This is a genomic window from Delftia sp. DS1230 (assembly GCF_040112715.1).
In the GTDB taxonomy this organism is placed as follows: Bacteria; Pseudomonadota; Gammaproteobacteria; order Burkholderiales; family Burkholderiaceae_C; genus Comamonas; species Comamonas tsuruhatensis.
On sequence record NZ_CP157763.1, the window covers coordinates 2,035,513 to 2,055,934 of the forward strand.

General features: G+C 69.6%; 18 protein-coding genes. 2 read left to right on the forward strand and 16 right to left on the reverse strand.

From position 1 onward, the window contains the following. The first annotated feature begins 27 nt into the window (after nt 1-27). The gene (locus AAN986_RS09115) at nt 28-1,092 is read left to right on the forward strand and encodes a hypothetical protein (RefSeq protein ID WP_349335611.1); all 1,065 of its coding nucleotides are present in this window, start codon (nt 28-30) and stop codon (nt 1,090-1,092) included. 7 nt (nt 1,093-1,099) lie between these two features. On the opposite strand, the gene AAN986_RS09120 is transcribed toward AAN986_RS09115, so the two are convergent. Next, nucleotides 1,100-2,389, reverse strand: coding sequence for an aminotransferase class I/II-fold pyridoxal phosphate-dependent enzyme (locus AAN986_RS09120; RefSeq protein ID WP_016449204.1), 1,290 nt, complete (start codon nt 2,387-2,389; stop codon nt 1,100-1,102). A gap of 314 nt (nt 2,390-2,703) precedes the next feature. On the opposite strand from AAN986_RS09120, the gene AAN986_RS09125 reads away from it, so the two are divergent. Beyond that, nucleotides 2,704-3,882: a GGDEF domain-containing protein gene (locus AAN986_RS09125; protein ID WP_026062628.1), complete on the forward strand. Its 1,179-nt coding sequence runs from the start codon at nt 2,704-2,706 to the stop codon at nt 3,880-3,882. Here the strand turns inward: AAN986_RS09125 and AAN986_RS09130 are convergent. The 15 genes from AAN986_RS09130 to AAN986_RS09200 form a co-directional block, all read right to left on the reverse strand. Next, nucleotides 3,879-4,625 (reverse strand): 3'-5' exonuclease, encoded by a 747-nt coding sequence (locus AAN986_RS09130; RefSeq protein WP_047218423.1) that lies wholly within the window; start codon nt 4,623-4,625, stop codon nt 3,879-3,881. The genes AAN986_RS09125 and AAN986_RS09130 overlap by 4 nt on opposite strands. Nucleotides 4,626-4,884: 259 nt before the next feature. Next, a complete protein-coding gene (locus AAN986_RS09135) occupies nt 4,885-5,697 on the reverse strand; it encodes a crotonase/enoyl-CoA hydratase family protein (RefSeq protein WP_047218394.1) in 813 nt (270 codons plus the stop codon). 17 nt (nt 5,698-5,714) lie between these two features. Continuing rightward, the gene (locus AAN986_RS09140; RefSeq protein WP_016449208.1) at nt 5,715-6,605 is read right to left on the reverse strand and encodes an SDR family oxidoreductase; all 891 of its coding nucleotides are present in this window, start codon (nt 6,603-6,605) and stop codon (nt 5,715-5,717) included. 77 nt (nt 6,606-6,682) lie between these two features. After that, complete coding sequence (locus tag AAN986_RS09145) at nt 6,683-7,831, reverse strand: acyl-CoA dehydrogenase family protein (protein WP_047218395.1); 1,149 nt, start codon at nt 7,829-7,831, stop codon at nt 6,683-6,685. Nucleotides 7,832-7,856: 25 nt separating this feature from the next. Continuing rightward, the gene (locus AAN986_RS09150) at nt 7,857-9,419 is read right to left on the reverse strand and encodes a long-chain-fatty-acid--CoA ligase (protein ID WP_047218396.1); all 1,563 of its coding nucleotides are present in this window, start codon (nt 9,417-9,419) and stop codon (nt 7,857-7,859) included. Nucleotides 9,420-9,428: 9 nt separating this feature from the next. Then, entirely contained in the window at nt 9,429-10,511 is a 1,083-nt protein-coding gene (locus AAN986_RS09155) for a CaiB/BaiF CoA-transferase family protein (protein WP_012206624.1), read from the reverse strand. 12 nt (nt 10,512-10,523) lie between these two features. Next, a complete protein-coding gene (locus AAN986_RS09160) occupies nt 10,524-12,179 on the reverse strand; it encodes a long-chain-fatty-acid--CoA ligase (protein WP_047218397.1) in 1,656 nt (551 codons plus the stop codon). Between the two features lie 35 nt (nt 12,180-12,214). Continuing rightward, nucleotides 12,215-13,447 carry an ABC transporter substrate-binding protein gene (locus AAN986_RS09165; RefSeq protein ID WP_047218398.1) on the reverse strand — a complete coding sequence of 411 codons (1,233 nt, stop codon included), beginning with the start codon at nt 13,445-13,447 and terminating at the stop codon, nt 12,215-12,217. Nucleotides 13,448-13,590: 143 nt separating this feature from the next. Beyond that, nucleotides 13,591-14,469, reverse strand: a complete 879-nt coding sequence (locus tag AAN986_RS09170; RefSeq protein ID WP_047218399.1) for an enoyl-CoA hydratase-related protein — start codon at nt 14,467-14,469, stop codon at nt 13,591-13,593. Between the two features lie 29 nt (nt 14,470-14,498). Next, on the reverse strand, nt 14,499-15,536 hold the full coding sequence (locus AAN986_RS09175) for a branched-chain amino acid ABC transporter permease (RefSeq protein WP_047218400.1): 1,038 nt from the start codon (nt 15,534-15,536) through the stop codon (nt 14,499-14,501). Between the two features lie 130 nt (nt 15,537-15,666). After that, complete coding sequence (locus AAN986_RS09180; protein WP_034363620.1) at nt 15,667-16,539, reverse strand: branched-chain amino acid ABC transporter permease; 873 nt, start codon at nt 16,537-16,539, stop codon at nt 15,667-15,669. A gap of 5 nt (nt 16,540-16,544) precedes the next feature. Next, complete coding sequence (locus tag AAN986_RS09185) at nt 16,545-17,270, reverse strand: ABC transporter ATP-binding protein (RefSeq protein ID WP_047218401.1); 726 nt, start codon at nt 17,268-17,270, stop codon at nt 16,545-16,547. Next, nucleotides 17,254-18,078, reverse strand: a complete 825-nt coding sequence (locus AAN986_RS09190) for an ABC transporter ATP-binding protein (protein ID WP_047218402.1) — start codon at nt 18,076-18,078, stop codon at nt 17,254-17,256. Before AAN986_RS09190 ends, AAN986_RS09185 begins: the two co-directional genes overlap by 17 nt. 70 nt (nt 18,079-18,148) lie before the next feature. Further along, nucleotides 18,149-19,333 (reverse strand): acetyl-CoA C-acetyltransferase, encoded by a 1,185-nt coding sequence (locus AAN986_RS09195; protein ID WP_016451397.1) that lies wholly within the window; start codon nt 19,331-19,333, stop codon nt 18,149-18,151. Nucleotides 19,334-19,467: 134 nt separating this feature from the next. Then, the gene (locus tag AAN986_RS09200; protein ID WP_046985184.1) at nt 19,468-20,250 is read right to left on the reverse strand and encodes an SDR family NAD(P)-dependent oxidoreductase; all 783 of its coding nucleotides are present in this window, start codon (nt 20,248-20,250) and stop codon (nt 19,468-19,470) included. Nucleotides 20,251-20,422: the final 172 nt, after the last annotated feature.

Below are 20,422 nucleotides of genomic sequence, written 5' to 3' on the forward strand. Positions count from 1 at the left end.
TCGGCCTCAATGATCCGAGGGAGTTCCATGTTGTTGCGTTCGCTTGTTCTTGCCATGCCGCTGTCCCTGGTCCTTGCCGGCTGCGCCACTGCGCCGCCCCAGGTTCCGGCGCCCAGCCAGCCACAGGAGCAGCCCCGGCCCCAGGTGCCTGCCCAGGCCCCGGCCGACACGCCGCGCGCCGAGCCCGAGGTGGCCAACCTCACGCCCCTGCCCAGCCTGCTGCTGATCGGCGAAGACGCAGCCGGCCGCTACTACTCCATGGTGGCCAAGGCCACCTTCACCATCGAGTCCGATGGCCGCCTGACCCTGGCCGACCAGGGCGGCGGCCAAGGCGGCGAGCCCGTCGCCCCGCATGCCGACATGCAGGACCAGAGCATGTCCACCGAATGCAAGCCCTATGGCGCCGTGGCCAACCAGCGCACCACCTGGTTCCCGTATACGGGCGTGTTCGTGCGCGGCGGCACGCTGGTCGGCGCCCAGGCGGATGGCGCCGATGCGGCCATCAAGACGCTGACCGAGCATGAAGGCGCCCAGATGCTGTACACGGGCAAGGATGCCGACCCCACCGAGTACTACTACGCGCCCTGTGTGGGCGCGCAGCGCGTGGCCACCGGCTGGCGGCTGGACCGCTATCTGCCCGATGGCGGACAGCTGCGCGTGCGTGCCGATGCGCGTAACGGCAATGTAAACGGCAAGGGCCAGACGCTGGCGCTGAAGCTGCCCAAGCCCTTTGCGCCCTTCGTGCTGGTGCGCTACCAGTCGGGAGCGATGATTCCCGTGCCCATGCGTGCCGTGCTGGCCACGGTGGACCTGCCCGAGCGCCGCGTGGTGCTGCAGTTCCAGGGCACCTACGCCGTGGAGCCGGCCATCCGCAAGATGGAGCTGCGCCTGATCGTGCCCGGCAGCCGCCCCTCCGAAGGAGAGACCGCCGCGCGCCATGCCGAACGAACCCAGGCCCAGCTGCGTGACCTGGCCCGCTGCGCCCCGCCGCGCGGCCATGCCATCGAGCCCTGCGCCAATCCGCAGCGCACGCCGGACCCGCTGATCTTCTATTCCTCGCAGGAACTGCGCGAGCGCTCGCGCAGGCGCTGAGGGCGTCTCAGACCTTGTCCAGCGCCTGCTCCAGGTCGGCCAGCAGGTCGCTGATGTGCTCGATGCCCACGGACAGGCGCACCATGCCTTCGGTGACGCCGGCCTTGGCCAGTTCCTCGGCGTCGAGCTGGCGGTGCGTGGTCGATGCGGGGTGCGTGGCCAGGGACTTGGCGTCGCCGATGTTGACCAGGCGCGTGAACAGCTGCAGCGCATCCAGGAAGCGCGCACCGGCGGCGCGGGTGTCGCTGTCGCCGCTGCCGTTCCTGAGGCTGAACGACAGGATGCCCGAGGCGCGGCCGCCCAGCTGCTTCTTCACCAGGGCGTGGTCGGGATGGTCCTGCAGGCCGGCGTAGCGCACCCATTCGATCTTGGGATGCCTTTGCAGCGTCTCGGCGATCTTCTGGGTGTTCTCGCAGATGCGGTCCATGCGCAGGGCCAGCGTCTCTATGCCCTGCAGGATGAGGAAGGCGTTGTGCGGCGACAGTGCGGCGCCGGTATTGCGCAGCGGCACCACGCGCACGCGGCCGATGTAGGCTGCCTCGCCCAGGGCCTCGGTGTAGACCACGCCGTGGTAGCTGACATCGGGCTCGTTCAGGCGCTTGAAGCGGGCCTTGTGCTCGGCCCAGGGGAACTTGCCGCTGTCCACGACGGCGCCGCCCACGCTGTTGCCGTGGCCGCCCAGGTACTTGGTCAGCGAGTGCACCACGATGTCGGCGCCATGCTCGATGGGGCGCAGCAGGTAGGGGCTGGGCACGGTGTTGTCCACGATCAGCGGCACGCCATGGGCGTGGGCCACGTCGGCCAGGGCGCGGATGTCGGTGACATTGCCCAGCGGGTTGCCGATGGACTCGATGAAGATGGCCTTGGTCTTTTCGTCGATGTGCTGGGCGAAGCTGGCCGGGTCGCGCGGATCGGCAAAGCGCACCGTGATGCCCTGCTGCGGGAAGGTGTGGGCGAACAGGTTGTAGGTGCCGCCGTAGAGCGTGCTGGCCGAGACGATGTTGTCGCCTGCCTCCGCGATGGCCTGGATGGCATAGGTGATGGCTGCCATGCCCGAGGCCACGGCCACGGCGGCAATGCCTCCTTCCAGCGCCGCGACGCGCTTTTCCAGCACGTCGGTGGTGGGGTTCATGATGCGCGTGTAGATGTTGCCGGCCACCTTGAGGTCGAACAGGTCGGCACCATGCTGTGCACTGTCGAAGGCATAGGCCACGGTCTGGTAGATGGGCACGGCGGCCGACTTGGTGGTGGGGTCGGGCGAGTAGCCGGCGTGGACGGCCAGGGTTTCGATGCGCATGGAAGATTGCCTTTCTGGTGACGGCTTACGCAAGAAGGGCAGGGCGGGCCATTTGCCATGGGCAGCGGCGCGTTCCCGCATCCTGTTTGCGTAAGTCCTGAGGTTTTACAAGCGGAGGACGGTTGGCATTGTGGCGTGCCGGCCTCCGGTGCCCAACGATGCGTTGGTTACGAACATATACGCCGCAGACCGGTTGCTCCTCTGCCGTGCGCAGATATGTCCGGCCTGGCTTTGCCAGGATCGTGAGTGAATGTGTATTTTTGTTAACAACGTGTTGTAACGTGACCTGATCGCTAGACTCCATTCGGGAGTTGATGGTGACGTTGACAGCAAGACATTTTCTGGCGCTGGCGGTGCCCTTGTGCACCTCGCTGCTGGCCGGCTGTTTCTATGTCTGCTGGCGGCATCTGCGTGCCCGGCGCGAGTTGCGCAGCATGTCCCTCGCCTTCACCGGATTCAGCCTGGCGCTGCTGCTGCAGGTCCTGGAGCGGCCTGCGGCCGTGCCCGTCAATGCGCTGGCCACGGCCGCGCTGCAGCTGTGTGCGGCCTGGTTCATCACCGAGGCCATGGCCATGCGCCAGGGCGTGCGACCGGATGCGCCGCTGGCGGCTGTCTTTGGCAGCGCAGTGCTGGCGGTGCTGGGCTACTACGCCTGGGTCGTTCCCGATGCGCAGGCGCGCCAGCATGTGCTCAATTTCGGCCTGGGACTGCAACTGGCCCTGCCGCTGTGGCGTTTGCCGCGCAGGCATCCCGGTACGGACTGGGACCGGCTGCTGCTGGGGGTGTTCGTGGTCTTTGCGCTGAGCTTTTTCGTTCGTGCGCTGTGGCTGACACCGCCTGGCGCCTCGCCACCGGCCGACGCGGCCAGTGAATGGCTGGGCGTTTCTTCCGCGTGCCTGGCGAAGCAGCTGAGCCTGCTGGTGTTCGGCCTGCTGTTCGCCATTGTGTTCCTGGCGGCGGCGGTGCGCGACACCGTGCAGGAGCTGCATGAGGAACGCGACCGCGATCCGCTGACAGGGCTGCTGAACCGGCGCGCCTTCAAGGAGGAGGTGCAGCGCCGGCGGGCCGAGCACCCTCAGCTTTCAGCCGCCGTGCTGGTCTGTGATCTGGACCATTTCAAGCGGGTCAACGACGGCTGGGGCCACGCGGCCGGTGACGAAGTGCTGCAGCGCTTTGCGCGACTGCTGCTGCGCAGCACGCGCCAGCAGGACCTGGTGGCCCGCTTCGGCGGGGAAGAGTTCGTGGCCTTGCTGCCGCGTGCGGACCCTCTGGCCGTGCAGTCGATCACCCGGCGCATACAGACCCAGCTGCGCCTGATGGGCTTCAGCGGGCTGCCCGACGAGGTGCGCATCACCGCCAGCTTCGGCGTGGCCTGGATGGCGCCGGGCCAGACGCTGGAGCAGGCGCTCGCGCGTGCCGACGCCATGCTCTACGAGGCCAAGCGCGCAGGCCGGGACCGGGTGCGGCTGGTGAAGGAAGAGGAAACGCTCTAGGACTTGGCCGGCGCGACCGCAGCCTGCAGCAGGCGAGCGGTGCGGGGCGGACGCGGTGTCTGCGGCGTCTGCGGGGCGCTGGACTCGCGTGGCCCGCGCGGTTCAAGCGCAGGCCTGGAAGGCCGCTGGGCCGCTGCCGGCTGGCGCAGCTCCCAGCCCGGCAGCGCGGCATGCACCATGGCGGCGCCGTGGGCGTCGTTGGCCGCATAGTGGCGCTGGGCCAGGCTCAGCTGCGGTGCAGCCCAGTTGGAGGTGGAGATCTTCTTGGTCTTTTGGAAGTTCTGCCCCAGCACCAGAGCCACGGCCGCGCGCACGCCTACCGAGCTGGCGTAGCCATGGCGCTTGAACACGCGGTCCAGGTCGATCACGTTGTTCAGCGCCACGCCCAGGCGCGCGGGCAGCGCGCTGCGGTCATGGTCCAGCCCGAAGCCGGCCTTGCAGATGGCCTCGCTGGCCATCACGTCGGCCGCAAGCGCGCGTGCCTGCGCATGGTGCAGCTGCAGCAGCCAGGCCTGGTCGCAGGTGGCCAACTGCACCACATGGGGGCCGGTGTCGGTCTGGCTGGCGTGGAAAAGAGGCTTGCTCTCGGTATCGAAGCCGAGCACGGGCGCGGCCATCAGCGCGGCGCGGGCGGCCGCGAATTCGGCGTCGGTGGCGGGCACGTGGATGCAGCGTTCCGGCAGGGCGGAAAAAGGCGGCAGCAGGCGGCTGTCTTCCTTGCTGGGGGCGTGCAGGCGGGGCATGGGAAAGGGGGGGAGGCCGAGGCGAGCCGTCAAGTATGCCTGCTCCTGCATGTCCCTTCGGCCCCAGGTTTTTATCCCCGATGCATGTGGACGGAGTTGTGGAAAACTCCGGGTGTAACTTGCCGAATCCGCGCCCTGCAAGGCTTTCCACGGAATGCCTAAAAAATCAGCGCAGTGGCGAAAGGGCGTCGATTAAGGGTAATTACGGATGGCCGCGGCGGACCCGTGGGCAGGGTCCGGTGGTTGTTTCAAGAGGTGTCTAAAGGCCTTGGTCGCTGAACACCGGGGCCCGTTTTTCCAGGCCTGCGCGCACGGCTTCGGCCTGGTTGGCACTGCCCAGCAGGGCCTGCTGCTCGCGCGCCTCGGCCAGCAGGATGTCCTGGGGCGATGCCGTTTCGCTGAGCTGCATCAGGCGCTTGGACGCGCGCATGGCGTGCGGGCTGCTGGCCGCGATCTGGCGGGCCAGGTGGCGCGCTTCCTCCAGCGGCGCGGAACTCACGCGCGTGGCCAGGCCCAGGGCCACGGCCTCGAGGCCGGGCACGATGCGGCCCGTGTAGACCAGCTCGCGCAGCACATCGCCGCGCACCAGCGGCGCGGCCAGCGCGCAGCCGGCCATGTCGGGCACCAGTCCCCACTTGATTTCCATGATGGACAGCCGCGCATCCTCGGCCACCAGGCGGATGTCCGCGCCCAGCGCCAGCTGCAGGCCGCCGCCGTAGGCCACGCCGTGCACGGCGGCGATCACGGGCACCGGCAGTTCGCGCCAGCCCCAGCAGATCTGCTGGAAGCGGTTGGCAATGCCGTGCGTGCGCGCGGCCAGGTCCGTCATGTCCGCCGTCTGCTGGCCGTCGGCAATGCCGGCCATGCTGCCCATGTCCAGGCCCGCGCAGAAGGCGCGCCCCTCGCCATGCAGCACCACGGCGCGCAACCCGGGCGTGTCCCGCAGCCGTGCCAATGCGTCGATCAGGGCGTCGAACATGGCGGGGTCCAGCGCATTCATCTTGTCGGGCCGGGCCAGGGTCACCTCGGCCACGCCGTGGTCCACCGATATGCGCACGCGTTCTTGGCTCATGGCTTGTCTCCTTGTTTCTATGCGGTTCTTTGCTGGCGGTCGGCCGCGTTGCGCGATTCGATGGCGCTGCGCGCATTCGCCCAGTCCTGGTCGCTCCAGCTGGCCAGCCCGGCGAAGTTGCCGCCCGTCGCCTGGTATTGTCCGCCGTCTATGGCGATGGTCTGTCCCGTCAGGTACTCGGCCTGGCGGCTCATGAGGAAGACGGCCAGGTTGGCCAGCTCGGGCATGCGGCCGTTGCGGCCCATGGGGTTGTCGGCGCGCACATGCTCGCCGCCCTGTGGGTTCAGCCGCGCGCTCATGCCTTCGGTGGGAAACAGGCCCGGCGCGATGGCGTTGAAGCGTATGCCCCGGTTGCCCCATTCCACGGCCAGCGACTGCGTCATGGCATGCACGCCCGACTTGGCCATGGCCGAGGGCACGGTGAAGGCCGAGCCGTTCCAGACCCAGGTGGTGAGGATGGACAGCACGCTGGCCTTGCGGCCCTCGGCCAGCCAGCGGCGGCCGCACTCCAGCGTGAGGTTGAAGCTGCCGCGCATGACGATGTTGGCCACGGCGTCGAAGGCGCGCATGGACAGGTCCTCGGTGCGGCTCACGAAGTTGCCGGCCGCGTTGTTGACCAGGCCCGTGAGCGCGCCGCCGTCGGCCCAGATGGCCTCGATCATCTGCTCCACGGCCTCGGGCTGGCGCACGTCGCAGGCATGGCCCGTGGCCCGGCCGCCGTGCTGCTGCACCAGCTCCTGCGCTGTCTGCTCGACCACGGCGCCGCGCCGGCCGCACAGGTGGATGTCGGCGCCCAGCATGAGAAAGGCCTCGGCCATGACACGGCCCAGACCGGTGCCGCCGCCGGTGACGAGGATGCGTTCGCCCTGGAGCAGGCCGGGCTTGTAGATGAGGTCGTCGAGGGTCATGGCTGCTGTCTCCTGTGCTGCCGGGGAAGGGATAGGGGGACTGCGGCAGCGCTTGGCGCCGCCAGGGGATCGGAGCGTCAGAGCGCGCGCGAGATCACTTCCTTCATGATTTCGCTGGTGCCGCCGTAGATGCGCTGCACGCGCGCATCGGCGTACATGCGCGTGACCATGTATTCGTTCATGTAGCCGTAGCCACCATGCAGCTGCACGAGTTCGTCGAGCACGCGGCCCTGCGCTTCCGAGCCCCACAGCTTGGCCATGGAGGCCGTGGCCGTGTCCAGCGTGCCGGCCACCAGCTGCTCCACGCAGCGGTCGATGAAGGCGCGGCCCACGGTGAGGGTGGTTGCCACCTCGGCGAGCTTGAACCGGGTGTTCTGCATGTCGGCAATGGCCTGGCCGAAGGCGCGGCGCTCGCGCACGTAGGCCAGCGTGGCCTCGTAGGCGCCTTCCATGCAGGCCAGGGCGGCCAGGCCGATGATCAGGCGTTCGTAGGGCAGGTCGCCCATGAGCTGGTAGAAGCCCTGGCCTTCGCGCCCGCCCAGCAGCGCGTCCTGCGGCACGGTCACGTCGTCGAAGAACAGCTCCGAGGTGTCCTGGGCCTTCATGCCCATCTTGTCGAGCACGCGGCCCACGCGAAAGCCCGCGCAGTCCCGGGTCTCCACGATGAGGATGGAGGTGCCGCGCGCGCCCTGGGCCGGGTCGGTCTTGCAGACCACGAGGATCAGGCCGGCCAGCAGGCCGTTGGTGATGAAGGTCTTGCTGCCGTTGATGCGGTAGCGGCCGTCCCTGAGTTCTGCGCGCGTGCGCACGCCCTGCAGGTCCGAGCCCGCGCCGGGCTCGGTCATGGCGATGGCGCCCACCAGCTCGCCGCGCGCCATGGCGGGCAGGTACTTGCGCTTTTGCGCCTCGGTGCCGTGGTTGAGCAGGTAGTGGGCCACGATGGAATGCACGGAGTTGCTCATGCCCGAGAGGGCGCGGCGCGCCATCTCCTCGTGGATCACGGCCTCGTGGCGGAAGTCGCCGCCGCCGCCGCCGTAGTCCTCGGGGATGTCGGTGCACAGCAGGCCCAGCTCGCCGGCGCGGCGCCAGATGGCATGGCCCACGTTGCCGCGCTGGCGTGCGGCCTCGTCCTGCGGCTGCATTTCGGTTTCCAGAAAGCGCACGGCGGTGGCGCGCAGGCTTTCCAGTTCGGGGGTGCTCCAGGAGCGTGTCAGTTGCAGTGGCATGGCTTGGACCGGTGGATTGAGGGGTTCAGTTGATGCGGCGTTCACGGCCCTGCCAGTAGGGCTCGCGCAGCTGGAATTTCTGCAGCTTGCCGGCGGCCGACAGCGGCAGCTCGCTGCGGAACTCCACCGAGCGCGGGCACTTGTAGCCCGCGATGCGTTCGCGGCAGTGGGCGATGACCTCGGCCTCGGTCAGCGGCTGGCCCTCGCGCGCGACGATCACGGCGTGCACGCGCTCGCCCCAGCGTTCGTCGGGCACGCCGATGACGGCGCACATGGCGACCTGGGGCAGCTGGGCGATGGCGTTCTCGACCTCGGCCGAATACACGTTCTCGCCGCCGCTGACGATCATGTCCTTGAGCCGGTCCACGACGAAGAGGTAGCCGTCGGCATCCAGCCGGCCCATGTCGCCCGTGTGCATCCAGCCGTCCTTGAGCGCCGCGGCCGTCTCGGCGGGCCTGTTCCAGTAGCCCTGCATGACCATGGGGCCGCGTGCCGTGATCTCGCCCACCTCGCCGGCAGGCAGCTCGCGGCCCTCGCCATCGACGATGCGCACCTCGGCAATGGTCACGGGCCGGCCGGCCGCGCGCAGCAGGCGCTCGCGCTGCGGGCCGGGGCGGTGCTCGGCCGGGCCCATGGACACGATGGTGGGCGACAGCTCGGTCATGCCGTAGGCCTGGGCGAAGTCGGCGCCGGGCAGCGCCTGCATGGCGCGCTCCAGCAGGCTGGCGTCTATGGGGGCTGCGCCATAGAGCATGAGGCGCAGGCTGGACAGGTCGAATTCGGCCAGGCGCGGATGCTCGATCAGCCGGCGGATCATGGTGGGCACCAGGAACAGCTCGTTCACGCCGTGCTGCTGCACTCCGTTCAGGATGGCCAGCTCGTCGAAGGCCGGCACGATGACCTGGGGCACCAGGCGCTGGGCCATGAGCAGGGCCAGGCCGCAGCCGGCCACATGGAACATGGGAGTGACCACCATGCCCACCTTCACATGCTGGCGCGGCACGTTGCTGGCATTGGACAGGGCGTTGATGAACAGGTTGTCGTGGCTGAGCATCACCCCCTTGGGCCGGCCCGTGGTGCCGCCCGTATACATCACGGCGGCCAGGTCGGTGCCGCTGCGCAGCGCGTCGGCGCAGGGCGTGGCGGCGGCCAGCAATTGCTCGTAGTGCAGCGCGCCTTCGGGCGCGGCGCCCGTGCCGCAGAACACCACGGTGCGCAGGCTGGAGGACAGCTCGCGCAGCCGGGGCACCAGGGGCGCGAAGGCATCGTCCACGAAGAGCACGCGCGTGTCGCAATCGTCCAGCGAGTAGGCCACCTCGTGCGCGCTCCAGCGGATGTTGACGGGGTTGACCGCGGCGCCTGCCCACCAGCAGCCATAGAAGTATTCAAGGTAGCGGATGGAGTTCAGGCCCATCATGCCGACGCGGTCGCCGGGCGCCACGTCCAGCGCCCGCAGCAGGCCGGCGCAGCGTTCGATGCGCTGCGCAAGCTGCGACCAGCTGGCCTGCTCTGCGCCGCAGATGGCTGCCGTGGCGCCGGCCCTTTCGCGGCGGCCCTTGTGGATGGCCTGGGTGAGATACATGGGCATGGGGTTTCCTCAGGAGCGGGCATTCCAGGCGGCCAGCGTGTCCTGCAGGCTGGCGGCGCGCGGGGGGCGGGGCTGCTCGGGCACGCTGCGCGAAAAGCGCGGCGCCGGCGCGGGCTGGAGCACGCCGCCGGCCTCGGTGAACGTGGCGCGCGCGCGGTTGTGGGCGTGCTGGGGCGCCTCGTCCCAGTCGAGCACGGGGGCGAAGCAGGCATCGCTGCCTTCCAGCAACTCGCACCACTGCTGGCGCGTGCGCGTGCGGAACACGTCGGCCAGGCGCAGCTTGAGCAGGGGCCAGCGCGCGGCGTCCAGCTGCGCGTCGAACAGCGGGTCCTGTATGCCGCAGCGCTGGCGCAGCTCGGCGTAGAACTGCGGCTCGATGGCGCCTATGGCGATGTATTTGCCGTCGGCGCAGGCATAGGTGTCATAGAAGTGCGCGCCGCCGTCCAGCAGGTTCTCTCCGCGCTGGTTGCTCCACTGGCCCTTGGCCTTGAAGCCGTACATGAAGGCCGACAGCAGGGCCGTGCCATCGGTCATGGCCGCGTCGATGACCTGGCCCCGGCCGCTGCGCCCGGCCTCGTGCAGGGCGGCCAGCAGGCCCACGGCCAGCAGCATGCCGCCGCCGCCGAAGTCGCCCACGTAGTTGAGCGGCGGCACGGGCGCCTCGCCCGCGCGGCCGATGGCGTGCAGGGCGCCGGAGATGGCGATGTAGTTGATGTCATGCCCCGCCGCATGCGCCAGCGGCCCGTGCTGGCCCCAGCCCGTCATGCGGCCGTAGACCAGGCGCGGGTTGCGCGCCAGGCAGGGCTCGGGGCCCAGGCCCAGGCGCTCCATCACGCCGGGCCGAAAGCCCTCGATCAGCAGATCGGCGCGTGCGATCAGCGCCAGGGCCGAGGCCTGGCCTTCCTCGCCGCGCAGGTCGATCTCGACCTGGCTGCGGCTGCGCGTGGTGATGTCCTGCGCATCGACCGGCGTGCCGGGCCGCGCGATGCGCAGCACCTCGGCACCCATGTCGGCCAGCAGCATGGCGCAGAACGGCCCCGGGCCCAGGCCCGCGAACTCGACCACGCGCACGCCTTCAAGCGGTCCTGGCATGGAGGTCTCCTTTCAGGCCGTGGGCAGTGGATGGTTCTTGTACTGCTCGCGCAGCTTGGTCTTTAGCAGTTTTCCCGTGGCCGTGTGCGGCAGCTCGGCCACCTGCAGCACATCGTCGGGCAGCCACCATTTGGCGATGCGCGTGGACAGGAAGTCGAGCATGGACTCGCGGCTGACGCTGTGGCCTGCGCGCGGCACCACCAGCAGCAGCGGCCGCTCCTGCCACTTGGGATGGGCCACGCCGATGATGGCGGCCTCGGCCACGCCGGGATGGCCCATGGCGGCGTTCTCAACGTCGATGGAGGAAATCCACTCGCCGCCCGACTTGATCACGTCCTTGGCGCGGTCCACCAGCTGCAGGAAGCCGTCGGCATCGATGGTGGCCACGTCACCCGTGGTGAAGAAGCCTTCCTCATCGACGGGCGAGCCGCCTTCGCCCTTGAAGTAGCCGCTGGCGATCCAGGGGCCGCGCACGCGCAGGTGTCCCCGGGCCTGGCCGTCCCAGGGCTGGGGCCGGCCGTCGTCGTCCACGATCTTGAGGTCCACGCCCCAGACGCCGCGTCCCTGCTTGAGCTTGACCTTGACCAGTTCCTCGCCCGACAGCGCGTCGTGCCGGGGCAGCAGCTTGCTGACCACGCCGATGGGGCTGGTCTCGGTCATGCCCCAGCCCTGCACGACCTGGGCGCCGAACTGGTTCTCGAAGCGCTCCAGCATGGCGCGCGGCACGGCCGCGCCGCCGATGCCTATGCTCTTGACGCCCAGCGCGCGCGGGTCGATGTCGGGATGCGCATCCAGGTACTGGAACAGCATCAGCCACACGGTGGGCACGCCCTGCGAGAAGGTGACCTTCTCGTCGCGCATGAGCTCGTAGACGCTCTGGCCGTCCAGGTGGGGGCCGGGCAGCACCAGCCGTGCGCCGGCCATGGCCGCCGCATAGGGCGTGCCCCAGGCGTTGGCATGGAACATGGGCACGATGAGCATCACGGTCTCGCGCGCGTTCAGGCCGAAGGTGTCGGGCGCCAGCTCCATCAGCGTGTGCAGCACGGTGGAGCGGTGCGAGTACAGCACGCCCTTGGGGTGGCCCGTGGTGCCCGAGGTGTAGCACAGCGAGGAGGCCGTGCGCTCGTCGAACTCGGGCCACTCGAAGTCCTCGCTCTGGTTGCCCACCAGCTCGTCCCAGCAGTGCAGGCCGGGCAGGTCCAGCGCGGGCATGTGCTCGCGCGAACTCATGCAGACATAGGTGGTCACGGTCTTCAGATGCGGTGCGAGCTTTTCCACCAGCGGCGCGAAGGTCACGTCGAAGAACAGCACCCGGTCCTCGGCATGGTTGGCGATGTATTCGATCTGCTCGGGAAACAGGCGCGGGTTGATGGTGTGCAGCACCGCGCCGCTGCCCGAGACGCCGAAGTACAGCGCCAGGTGGCGCCAGCTGTTCCAGGCCAGCGTGCCCACGCGTTCGCCAGGCTGCACGCCCAGCGACTGCAGGGCGTTGGCCACCTGGCAGGAGGCGCGGCGCATGCCGGCCCAGTCGGTGCGGTGCAGGCCACCGTCCCGGGTTTCCGGCAGGCGCGAGACGATCTCGGTGTGCGGATGAAAGCGCGCCGCATGCTCGATCAGCGACGAGATCATGAGCGGGCGGTCCTGCATCAGTCCTTGCAAGGCGGGCATGGGGGTGTCTCCTGTCGTTGTCCTGAAGGCCGGGGTCATTGCACGGGCGCGTAGCGGCTGCCGTCGAAGCGCACGAGCTGCATCTTCTTGATGGGGAAGAAATCGTCCGCCCCGGTCTGCAGGCTGATGCCCGGGTAGAGCATGGGCAGGTCCATCTTCAGGCTGGCGGCCTGCTTCATGATGTTGGCGCGCGTGAGCTCGTCGCCGGCCTGCCTGAGCACCTGCACCAGGGTCTGGGCCTGGGAGTAGCCGATGACGTTGAGCGAATCGTTGGGGTCGCCGGCCGGGTAGAACTGCTTCATGAAGGCCAGGTAGCCGGCCAGCTCGGGCGTGCCCTGGTTGCTGGGGTCCGAGGGCTCGCGCAGGTAGCTGGCCGTCATCACGCCGCGTGCGTTGTCCAGGCCCGCGGGCTTGAGCACCGAGCTGATGGACAGCGAGACGCTGACCAGGTAGTGCGCAGGCTTCCAGCCGATGTCGGCGGCCTTGCGTATGGACTGGGCCGCGAACTTGGGCGTGCTGATGTTGATGAAGGTGTCCGCCCCCGAGCCCTTGAGCGCCACCATCTGGCTGTCCACCGTGGGGTCGCCTACCTCGTAGGTCTGCTGCACGACGATGCGCTGCTTGGCCTGCTCGCCGAATCCGTCGAGCACGCCTTTGAGGTAGTCCTTGCCGAAGTCGTCGTTCTGCATCAGGACGGCCACCTTGGCCTGGGGCCGCGTGGCCAGGATGTGCTGGGCGAAGGTGCGGCCTTCGAGCTGGTAGGTGGGCTGCCAGCCCATGGTCCAGGGGAAGTTCTTCGGATCGCCCCAGCGCGTGGCGCCCGTGGAGACGAACAGCTGGGGCACCTTGCGCTGGTTCATGTAGCGATGCACGGCCTGGTTGTGCGAGGTGCCCAGCGCGCCGAACATCAGCAGCACGCCGTCGCGCTCGACCAGCTTGCGCGTCTGCTCCACGCTCTGGGCGGGGTTGTAGGCGTCGTCGGCCGAGAGGTAGGTGATCTTGCGGCCGTTGATGCCGCCTTCGGCGTTGATCTTGGCGAAGTAGGCCGCATGGGCCTTGCCGATGGTTCCATAGGCCGACACGGGACCTGAGTAGGGCACGAAGTTGCCGATGCGGATCTCGGTGTCGCTGGCGCCGGTGTCGTACTTCTTCTGGGTCTGGGTCTGGGTCTGGGTCTGGGCCTGGGCTGGCACCTGGGTGATGGCCGGCAGGACCAGCGCCAGGCAGGCGATCAGGGCCCGGGGGCCGCGGGCGAAGGGGTTGCGCATGGTGGTCTCCTGGCTTGCGGGCGCCGTGCCCGCTTTTCTTGTGGTGGCCGGTCCATGGTAGGAACCGGCCCGGCGCGCGCCCATCGTCGATTCCGACGAATGCATGTGCGGGCGCAGCAAGGTGCGTCGGGAAGGTGTGGCGCTCAGCCCGGCTGGCGGGGCGCGAACACGGGCTCGCGCTTTTGCATGAAGGCCTGCACGCCTTCCATGAAGGCCGGCGCGCCCACCAGCTCGCGCTGGCGTTCGGCCTCGTAGTGAAGCTGCTGCTCCAGCGTGGAAGCGGCTGCGTGGTCCAGCGCGCGGCGGGCTTCCAGCACGGCACCGGCCGGCAGCCGCGCCAGGCGGGCGGCCGTGGCCAGGGCCTGCTCGCGCAGGGCCTCGTCGTCCACGCAGGCCCAGACCAGGCCCCAGTCGGCAGCCTGCTGCGCGCCCAGCCTGTCGCCCAGCAGGGACAGGCCCAGGGCGCGCGCACGGCCCAGCCGGCGCTCGATGAACCAGGTGGTGCCCAGGTCCGGCACGATGCCCAGGCGCGGCAGGAAAGGCAGGTAGAAGTAGGCCGAGCGCGCCGCCAGCGCCACGTCGCCGGCCAGGGCCAGGCCCACGCCGGCCCCGGCTGCCGCGCCGTTGATGGCGCAGACCACGGGCACGGGCAACTGCTGCAGGTCCAGGATGAGGCGGTTGGACAGCTGCTGCATGTTGTCGGCCGTCTGCTCGCCCAGCGTGCGGCCATCGGCCTGGGCCCCGCCTTGTGCCCCACCTTGTGCCCCGCCTTGTGCGCCGCCCATGGACGACAGGTCCGCGCCCACGCAAAACCCCCGGCCCTCGGCGGTGAGCACCAGGGCGCGGAGGGAGGTGTCCTCGCGCACCTCGGCCAGCAGTTCGCGCAGCCGCAGCTGCAAGGGCCTGCCCAGCGGATTCATGCGGGCGCTGTCCTGGAGGACGATGAGGGCGATCTCGCCGTTGTTGCCGCTGTCGCCGTTGTTGCCGTGGCGTTCCATGCGGACGGCCGGACTGGAATTCATGGGGGACTCCTGTGGGTGGGGATGGAAAGTCAGGCACGCGGCCGCTGCCGGGGCAGGTGCATGCCCGGCCGGCCCGGTCGGCCCAGTCGGTGCAGCAGGCCCATCACGCCGCCGGGCATGGCGAACATGAAGACGATGAGCACGGTGCCGTAGACGGCCCAGGGCGCGGCCTTGGACACCTGCTCGGCCAGCCCCGGGATGAACATGATGAACAGGGCGCCGAACAGCGCGCCCCACAGCGTTCCCACGCCGCCCACCACCACGCCCACCAGCAGCGAAATGGACAGGAACATGGTGAAGGAGTCGGGCGCCACGAACTGCACGGCAATGGCCGACAGCGCGCCGCCCACGCCCGTGTAGCCGGCCGAAATCGCAAAGGCCAAGGACTTGCAGTGCGCGTTGTCCACGCCCATGGCCTCGGCCGCCATGGCATGGTCGCGGATGGCGCGCAGCGCCAGGCCGCTGCCGCTGTCTATGAGGTTGCGCGCCATCCAGAACAGCAGGGCCGCCACGGCCAATGCATAGAGGTAGAACCACTGGTCGGCATCCAGCGGCAGGCCCCAGGGCGCCTCGGGCTTGGTCAGCACGATGCCGCCCACGCCGCCGGTCCAGGCTTCCAGGTGGCGGTACTTGAGCAGCTGGGGCATGGCCACGCCCAGCGCAAAGGTGGCCAGCGCCAGGTACAGCCCTTCCAGCCTGAGCGCGGGCCGCCCGAACAGGTAGCCCGCCGCCAGGCTCACCAGGCCCGCTGCAGGCACGGCAAGCCAGTAGGCCAGGCCCGCGCGGTCCATCAGGATGCCGGCCGCATAGGCGCCTATGGCGAAGAAGGCGCCATGGCCCAGCGAGATCTGGCCGCTGTAGCCCGTGAGGATGTTCAGCCCCACCAGGGCCACGGCATAGGCCAGCACCATGGTGGCCTGGAACAGCTGGTAGCCCTTGGCCACGAAGACTAGCGAGCAGGCCGCCAGCGCCAGCGCCGCGATCAGTACCGTGCCCAGGGGCAGGGGGCGGGGCGCGCTGGTGGCGGCGACCAGTGCGTCAGACGAGGAGGCGGATCGTGTGGACATCATTGTTCTCCAGGGCGTTTGGCACAAAACTGGCGTGGCCCAAAAGCGAGGGTGTCGTCCCCCTCCCGCGTAGCGAAAGAGGGGGCGCCGTGCAACGGGAAGCGGCGTAGCCGCTCAGGGGGGACATTGTTCAAACCCTCCTGACGACTTTGCGGCCCATCAGCCCGGCCGGCCGCACGATGAGCACGCCCACGATCAGCACCAGGGCCACAGAAAGCTTGAGTTCGGTGCCGACCACGTAGCTGCCCACCAGGTTTTCAAGCACGCCCACGATGAAGCCGCCCAGCACGGCGCCCGCGGGGCTGTCGATGCCGCCCAGCAGCGCGCCCGCAAAGGCATACAGCAGCACGCCGCTCATCATGTGCGGATCGAGGAAAACCACGGGCGCCACCATCATCCCGGCCACCGCGCCGATGGCGCCGGCCAGGCCCCAGCCCAGCATCAGCATGCGCCCCACGGAGATGCCCACCAGGCGCGAGGAGGCCGGGTTCTGCGCGGCCGCGCGCATGGCCAGCCCCAGCGGCGTGAGCCGGAAGAAGGCAAACAGCAGGGCCACGATGGACAGCGCCACGAAGATGGTGCCCACCTCATGGGCCGACATCAGGGCGCTGCCATACCAGGCGTCGGCCGGGAACGGGCTGGGGAACTCCTTGATGGTGTAGCCGAAGATCCAGCCAGCCAGGCTGTGGAAGACGATCAGCAGGCCGATGAAGACCACCACCTGGGCCAGGTCCGCCGCCTTGTGCATGGGGCGGATGATGGCGAACTCCACGGCCGCGCCCAGCACGAAGGACAGCGCCACCGTGGCCAGGAAGGCCCACCAGTACGGCAGCCCCGCCTGCAGCAGCGCCCAGGCGATGAAGGTGGAGAACATGGCCATCTCGCCCTGCGCGAAATTGATGTGGTGCGTGGCCTGGTAGATCATGACCAGGGCCAGGGCCACGGTGGCGTAGATGCCGCCCGTGGCCAGGCCGGCCAGCAATTGGTGGATGAAGGCGTCCATGGCCGCTACTCCCCGAGATAGGCCTGGCGCACCGCATCGTTGCGGCGCATGGCTTCGCTGGGGCCGTGCAGCACGATGCGACCGGTCTCCAGTAGGTAGGCGCTGTGCGCCAGCTCCAGCGCCAGGCGCGCGTTCTGCTCCACCAGCAGGATGGTCATGCCCTGCTCGGCGTTGATGCGCCGCAGGATGCCGAAGATGTCGCGCACCACCAGCGGCGCCAGGCCGAAGGAGGGCTCGTCCAGCAGCAGCAGGCGCGGGCGGCCCATGAGGGCGCGGGCAATGGCCAGCATCTGCTGCTCGCCGCCCGACAGCGTGCCGGCCTGCTGGGCGCGGCGCTCGCGCAGGCGGGGGAAGTAGCCGAACATGCGCTCCATATCGCCGCCCACGTCGGCACGGGCAGCGCGCGTGGGCCGGGCCTGCGCGCCCAGGCGCAGGTTCTCCTCGGCGCTGAGCTGGGCGAAGGTGCCGCGCCCGTCGGGCACATGGCCCACGCCCTGGCGCGCGATGCGCTCGGTGCTGTGCCGGTCTATGCGTTCGCCGGCCAGGCGCACCTCGCCGCGCGTGTCCACGAGGTGGCGGCAGATGGCGCGCAGCGTGGTGGTCTTGCCCGCGCCATTGGCGCCCAGCAGGGCCGTGACGCGGCCTTCGGCCAGGTCCATGTCGATGCCGTCCAGCACGCGCACCGACCCGTAGGCCGCATGCAGTCCGCGGATTTCAAGCAGTGCCGGCATGCGCCACCTCCCTGTCCTGATCCTGCGGCTGCATGTCCGAACCCAGGTAGGCGCGGATGACTTCGGCATGGGCGCGAACCTCGCCCGGCGTGCCTTCGGCGATCTTGCGGCCGAAGTTCAGCGCCACGACCTTGTCGCTCACGCGCATGACCAGGCCCATGTGGTGCTCCACCAGCAGCACGGTCAGGCCCAGCCGGTCGCGCAGCGACAGGATCAGGTCGCCCAGGCCGGCCAGCTCCTCATGGTTGAGGCCGCAGGCCGGCTCGTCCAGCAGCAGCAACTGCGGGCGGCAGGCCAGGGCGCGCGCCAGCTCCACGCGCTTTTGCGTGCCGAAGGGCAGGTCGGCCACGCGGCGCTCTGCCACGCCCGTCAGCTCCAGCAGGGCCATCAGCGATTGCGCCTGGGCGCGGGCTTCTTCCTCGCGCCGGCGCACGCCGGGCAGGCGCAGGGCGTCGCGCACAAAGCCGGCGTGCTGGTGGCTGTGCGTGCCCAGGCGCACGTTGTCGGCCACCGTCATGCTGGAAAACAGGGCCAGGTTCTGGAAGGTGCGGCCCATGCCCAGCGCGGCCATGCGGTGGCGCGCCAGCGTGGCCAGCGGCTGGCCGCGAAAGCGGATGTGGCCGGCCTGCCAGGCATACAGCCGCGACAGGCAGTTGAACAGGCTGCTCTTGCCTGCGCCGTTGGGGTCGATGAGGCCGCAGATCTGGCCTGCCGCAACATCGAAACTCACGCCGTCCAGCGCGACGATGCCGCCGAAGCGCAGCGAAACGCCTTCGATGCGCAGCAGGGGCTGCGAGTCCTGGCTCATGGCTTTCCCTCCCCCCCGATGGTGGGCGGCCGGCGCGGGCCGCGCCGGTCGCACGGTGGCATGGCGGCGCCTACAGGCGCTCGATGATGGTGACGTTGGCCATGCCGCCGCCCTCGCACATGGTCTGCAGGCCGTAGCGCCCGCCGCGCGCATGCAGGGCGTGGATCAGCGTGGCCATGAGCTTGGTGCCCGAGGCGCCCAGCGGATGGCCCAGCGCAATGGCGCCGCCGTTGACGTTGAGCCGCGCCGGATCCGCGCCCGTGGCCTGCAGCCAGGCCAGGGGCACGGGGGCGAAGGCCTCGTTGACTTCGTACAGGTCGATGTCGGAGATGCGCATGCCGGCCTTTTTCAGCGCGGCCTGGGTGGCGGGGATGGGGGCCTCCAGCATGATCACCGGGTCATGCCCGAGCAGGCTCATGTGGTGGATGCGCGCCAGCGGCTGCACGCCCAGGGCCTTGAGGCCGCGCTCGCTGACCACCATGACGCCGCTGGCGCCATCGCAGATCTGGCTGGCCGTGGCGGCGGTCACGCAGCCGCCTTCGCGGATGGTCTTGACGCCGGCAATGCCCTCCAGCGTGGCGTTGAAGCGTATGCCTTCATCCACCGTGTGCGGCTGGCCTTCGCCCTCGGCACCGCCTTCGGCGCTGCGCGCCTGCACGGCCAGGATCTCGCGGTCGAAGCGGCCCTCGCGCGCGGCCTGCACGGCGCGCTCATGGCTTTGCAGCGCATAGGCGTCCAGCTGGTCCTTGGCCAGGCCGTACTTGCCGGCCATCATCTCGGCGCCCATGAACTGGCTGAACTCCACGCCCGGATAGCGCTGCTGCATGGCCGGGCTCATGTACACGCCCAGGCCGGACTTGGCGGGCAGGGCGTTGGGCGTGCCCATGGGCACGCGCGACATGCTCTCCACGCCTGCGGCGATCACCATGTCCATGCTGCCCGACATCACGGCCTGGGCCGCGAAATGCAGGGCCTGCTGGGACGACCCGCACTGCCGGTCCACCGTGGTGCCCGGCACGGACTCGGGCAGGGACGAGGCCAGCACCGCGTTGCGCGCCACGTTCGTCGCCTGCTGGCCGACCTGGCTGACGCAGCCCATGATCACGTCCTCGACCTGGGCCGGGTCGGCCTGGCTGCGGCGCACCAGCTCGTCCAGCACCTGGGCCGCGAGATCGGCCGGATGCCAGCCCGAGAGCTTTCCGCCGCGCTTGCCGCCCGCCGTGCGCGTGGCGGCGACGATGTATGCCTGTGCCATGGATATGTCTCCTGTTCCTGTATTCCTGGGGGGGATGGTGGCCCGGCCGGCGCGGGCCGGGCATCGTCGCAATCGACGATTCCGGCCAGGGAAAACGCGGGGACGGTGCCTGCCGTGGTGGCTGGGCGGTACGCCTAACGCGGCGCCATGCGGATGGCGCCGTCCAGGCGCACGCACTCGCCGTTGAAGTAGCCGTTGGTGATCATGGTCTCGGCCAGGTGGGCGTATTCGTCGGGCTGGCCCAGCCGCTTGGGGAAGGGGACGGAGGCGGCCAGCGCCGCCTTCACGTTGTCGGGCGCGCCCTGCAGCAGCGGCGTGTCGAAGATGCCGGGCAGGATGGTGTTCACGCGGATGCCCTCGCCCATGAGGTCGCGCGCGATGGGCAGGGTCATGCCCGTGATGCCGGCCTTGCTGGCCGAGTAGCTGGCCTGGCCCATCTGCCCGTCCTGCGCCGCCACCGAGGCCGTGTTGACGATGGCGCCGCGCTCGCCGTCGGCCAGCGGCTCCAGCGTGAGCATGCCCGCGGCCGACTTGGCGATGCAGCGGAAGGTGCCCACCAGGTTGATCTGGATGATGCGGTCGAAATTGGCCACGGGCAGGTGCCGGATCTCGCCTGTGGCCTTGTCGCGGCTGGCCGTCTTGACGGCATTGCCCGTGCCCGCGCAGTTGATCAGGATGCGCTCCTGCCCGTGGGCCGCGCGGGCCTGGGCAAAGCCCGCGTCCACGCTGGCCTCGTCGGTCACGTCCACGCGGCAGAACAGGCCGCCTGTCTCGCGCGCCAGCGCCTGCCCGGCCGTCTCGTTGAGGTCGAACAGGGCGACGCGCACGCCTTTTGCGGCCAGGCGGCGCGCGGTGGCCGCGCCCAGGCCCGATGCCCCGCCCGTGACGACGGCGCTGATGCTTGCGTCAAGCTTCATGTGTGGGTCTCCTTTGTGAGAGTCTTTGCCGCGCGCCCTGTCGCCTTGGCTCGCGACAGGGCGCGCTGCGCTGCCTATGATCTGCAGGCCAGTCTAGGAATCACCCCGCATTGCCGCCATCGTCGAAACCGACGAAAGTGCCCGCTCCTTCACTCCTGCCATGTGCTCCTCG

Coding starts and splice junctions, on each gene's coding strand:
- AAN986_RS09115 (WP_349335611.1), top strand. CDS start 28: ATGTTGTTGCGTTCGCTTGTTCTTGCCATGCCGCTGTCCCTGGTCCTT.
- AAN986_RS09120 (WP_016449204.1), bottom strand. CDS start 2,389: ATGCGCATCGAAACCCTGGCCGTCCACGCCGGCTACTCGCCCGACCCC.
- AAN986_RS09125 (WP_026062628.1), top strand. CDS start 2,704: ATGGTGACGTTGACAGCAAGACATTTTCTGGCGCTGGCGGTGCCCTTG.
- AAN986_RS09130 (WP_047218423.1), bottom strand. CDS start 4,625: ATGCCCCGCCTGCACGCCCCCAGCAAGGAAGACAGCCGCCTGCTGCCG.
- AAN986_RS09135 (WP_047218394.1), bottom strand. CDS start 5,697: ATGAGCCAAGAACGCGTGCGCATATCGGTGGACCACGGCGTGGCCGAG.
- AAN986_RS09140 (WP_016449208.1), bottom strand. CDS start 6,605: ATGACCCTCGACGACCTCATCTACAAGCCCGGCCTGCTCCAGGGCGAA.
- AAN986_RS09145 (WP_047218395.1), bottom strand. CDS start 7,831: ATGCCACTGCAACTGACACGCTCCTGGAGCACCCCCGAACTGGAAAGC.
- AAN986_RS09150 (WP_047218396.1), bottom strand. CDS start 9,419: ATGCCCATGTATCTCACCCAGGCCATCCACAAGGGCCGCCGCGAAAGG.
- AAN986_RS09155 (WP_012206624.1), bottom strand. CDS start 10,511: ATGCCAGGACCGCTTGAAGGCGTGCGCGTGGTCGAGTTCGCGGGCCTG.
- AAN986_RS09160 (WP_047218397.1), bottom strand. CDS start 12,179: ATGCCCGCCTTGCAAGGACTGATGCAGGACCGCCCGCTCATGATCTCG.
- AAN986_RS09165 (WP_047218398.1), bottom strand. CDS start 13,447: ATGCGCAACCCCTTCGCCCGCGGCCCCCGGGCCCTGATCGCCTGCCTG.
- AAN986_RS09170 (WP_047218399.1), bottom strand. CDS start 14,469: ATGAATTCCAGTCCGGCCGTCCGCATGGAACGCCACGGCAACAACGGC.
- AAN986_RS09175 (WP_047218400.1), bottom strand. CDS start 15,536: ATGTCCACACGATCCGCCTCCTCGTCTGACGCACTGGTCGCCGCCACC.
- AAN986_RS09180 (WP_034363620.1), bottom strand. CDS start 16,539: ATGGACGCCTTCATCCACCAATTGCTGGCCGGCCTGGCCACGGGCGGC.
- AAN986_RS09185 (WP_047218401.1), bottom strand. CDS start 17,270: ATGCCGGCACTGCTTGAAATCCGCGGACTGCATGCGGCCTACGGGTCG.
- AAN986_RS09190 (WP_047218402.1), bottom strand. CDS start 18,078: ATGAGCCAGGACTCGCAGCCCCTGCTGCGCATCGAAGGCGTTTCGCTG.
- AAN986_RS09195 (WP_016451397.1), bottom strand. CDS start 19,333: ATGGCACAGGCATACATCGTCGCCGCCACGCGCACGGCGGGCGGCAAG.
- AAN986_RS09200 (WP_046985184.1), bottom strand. CDS start 20,250: ATGAAGCTTGACGCAAGCATCAGCGCCGTCGTCACGGGCGGGGCATCG.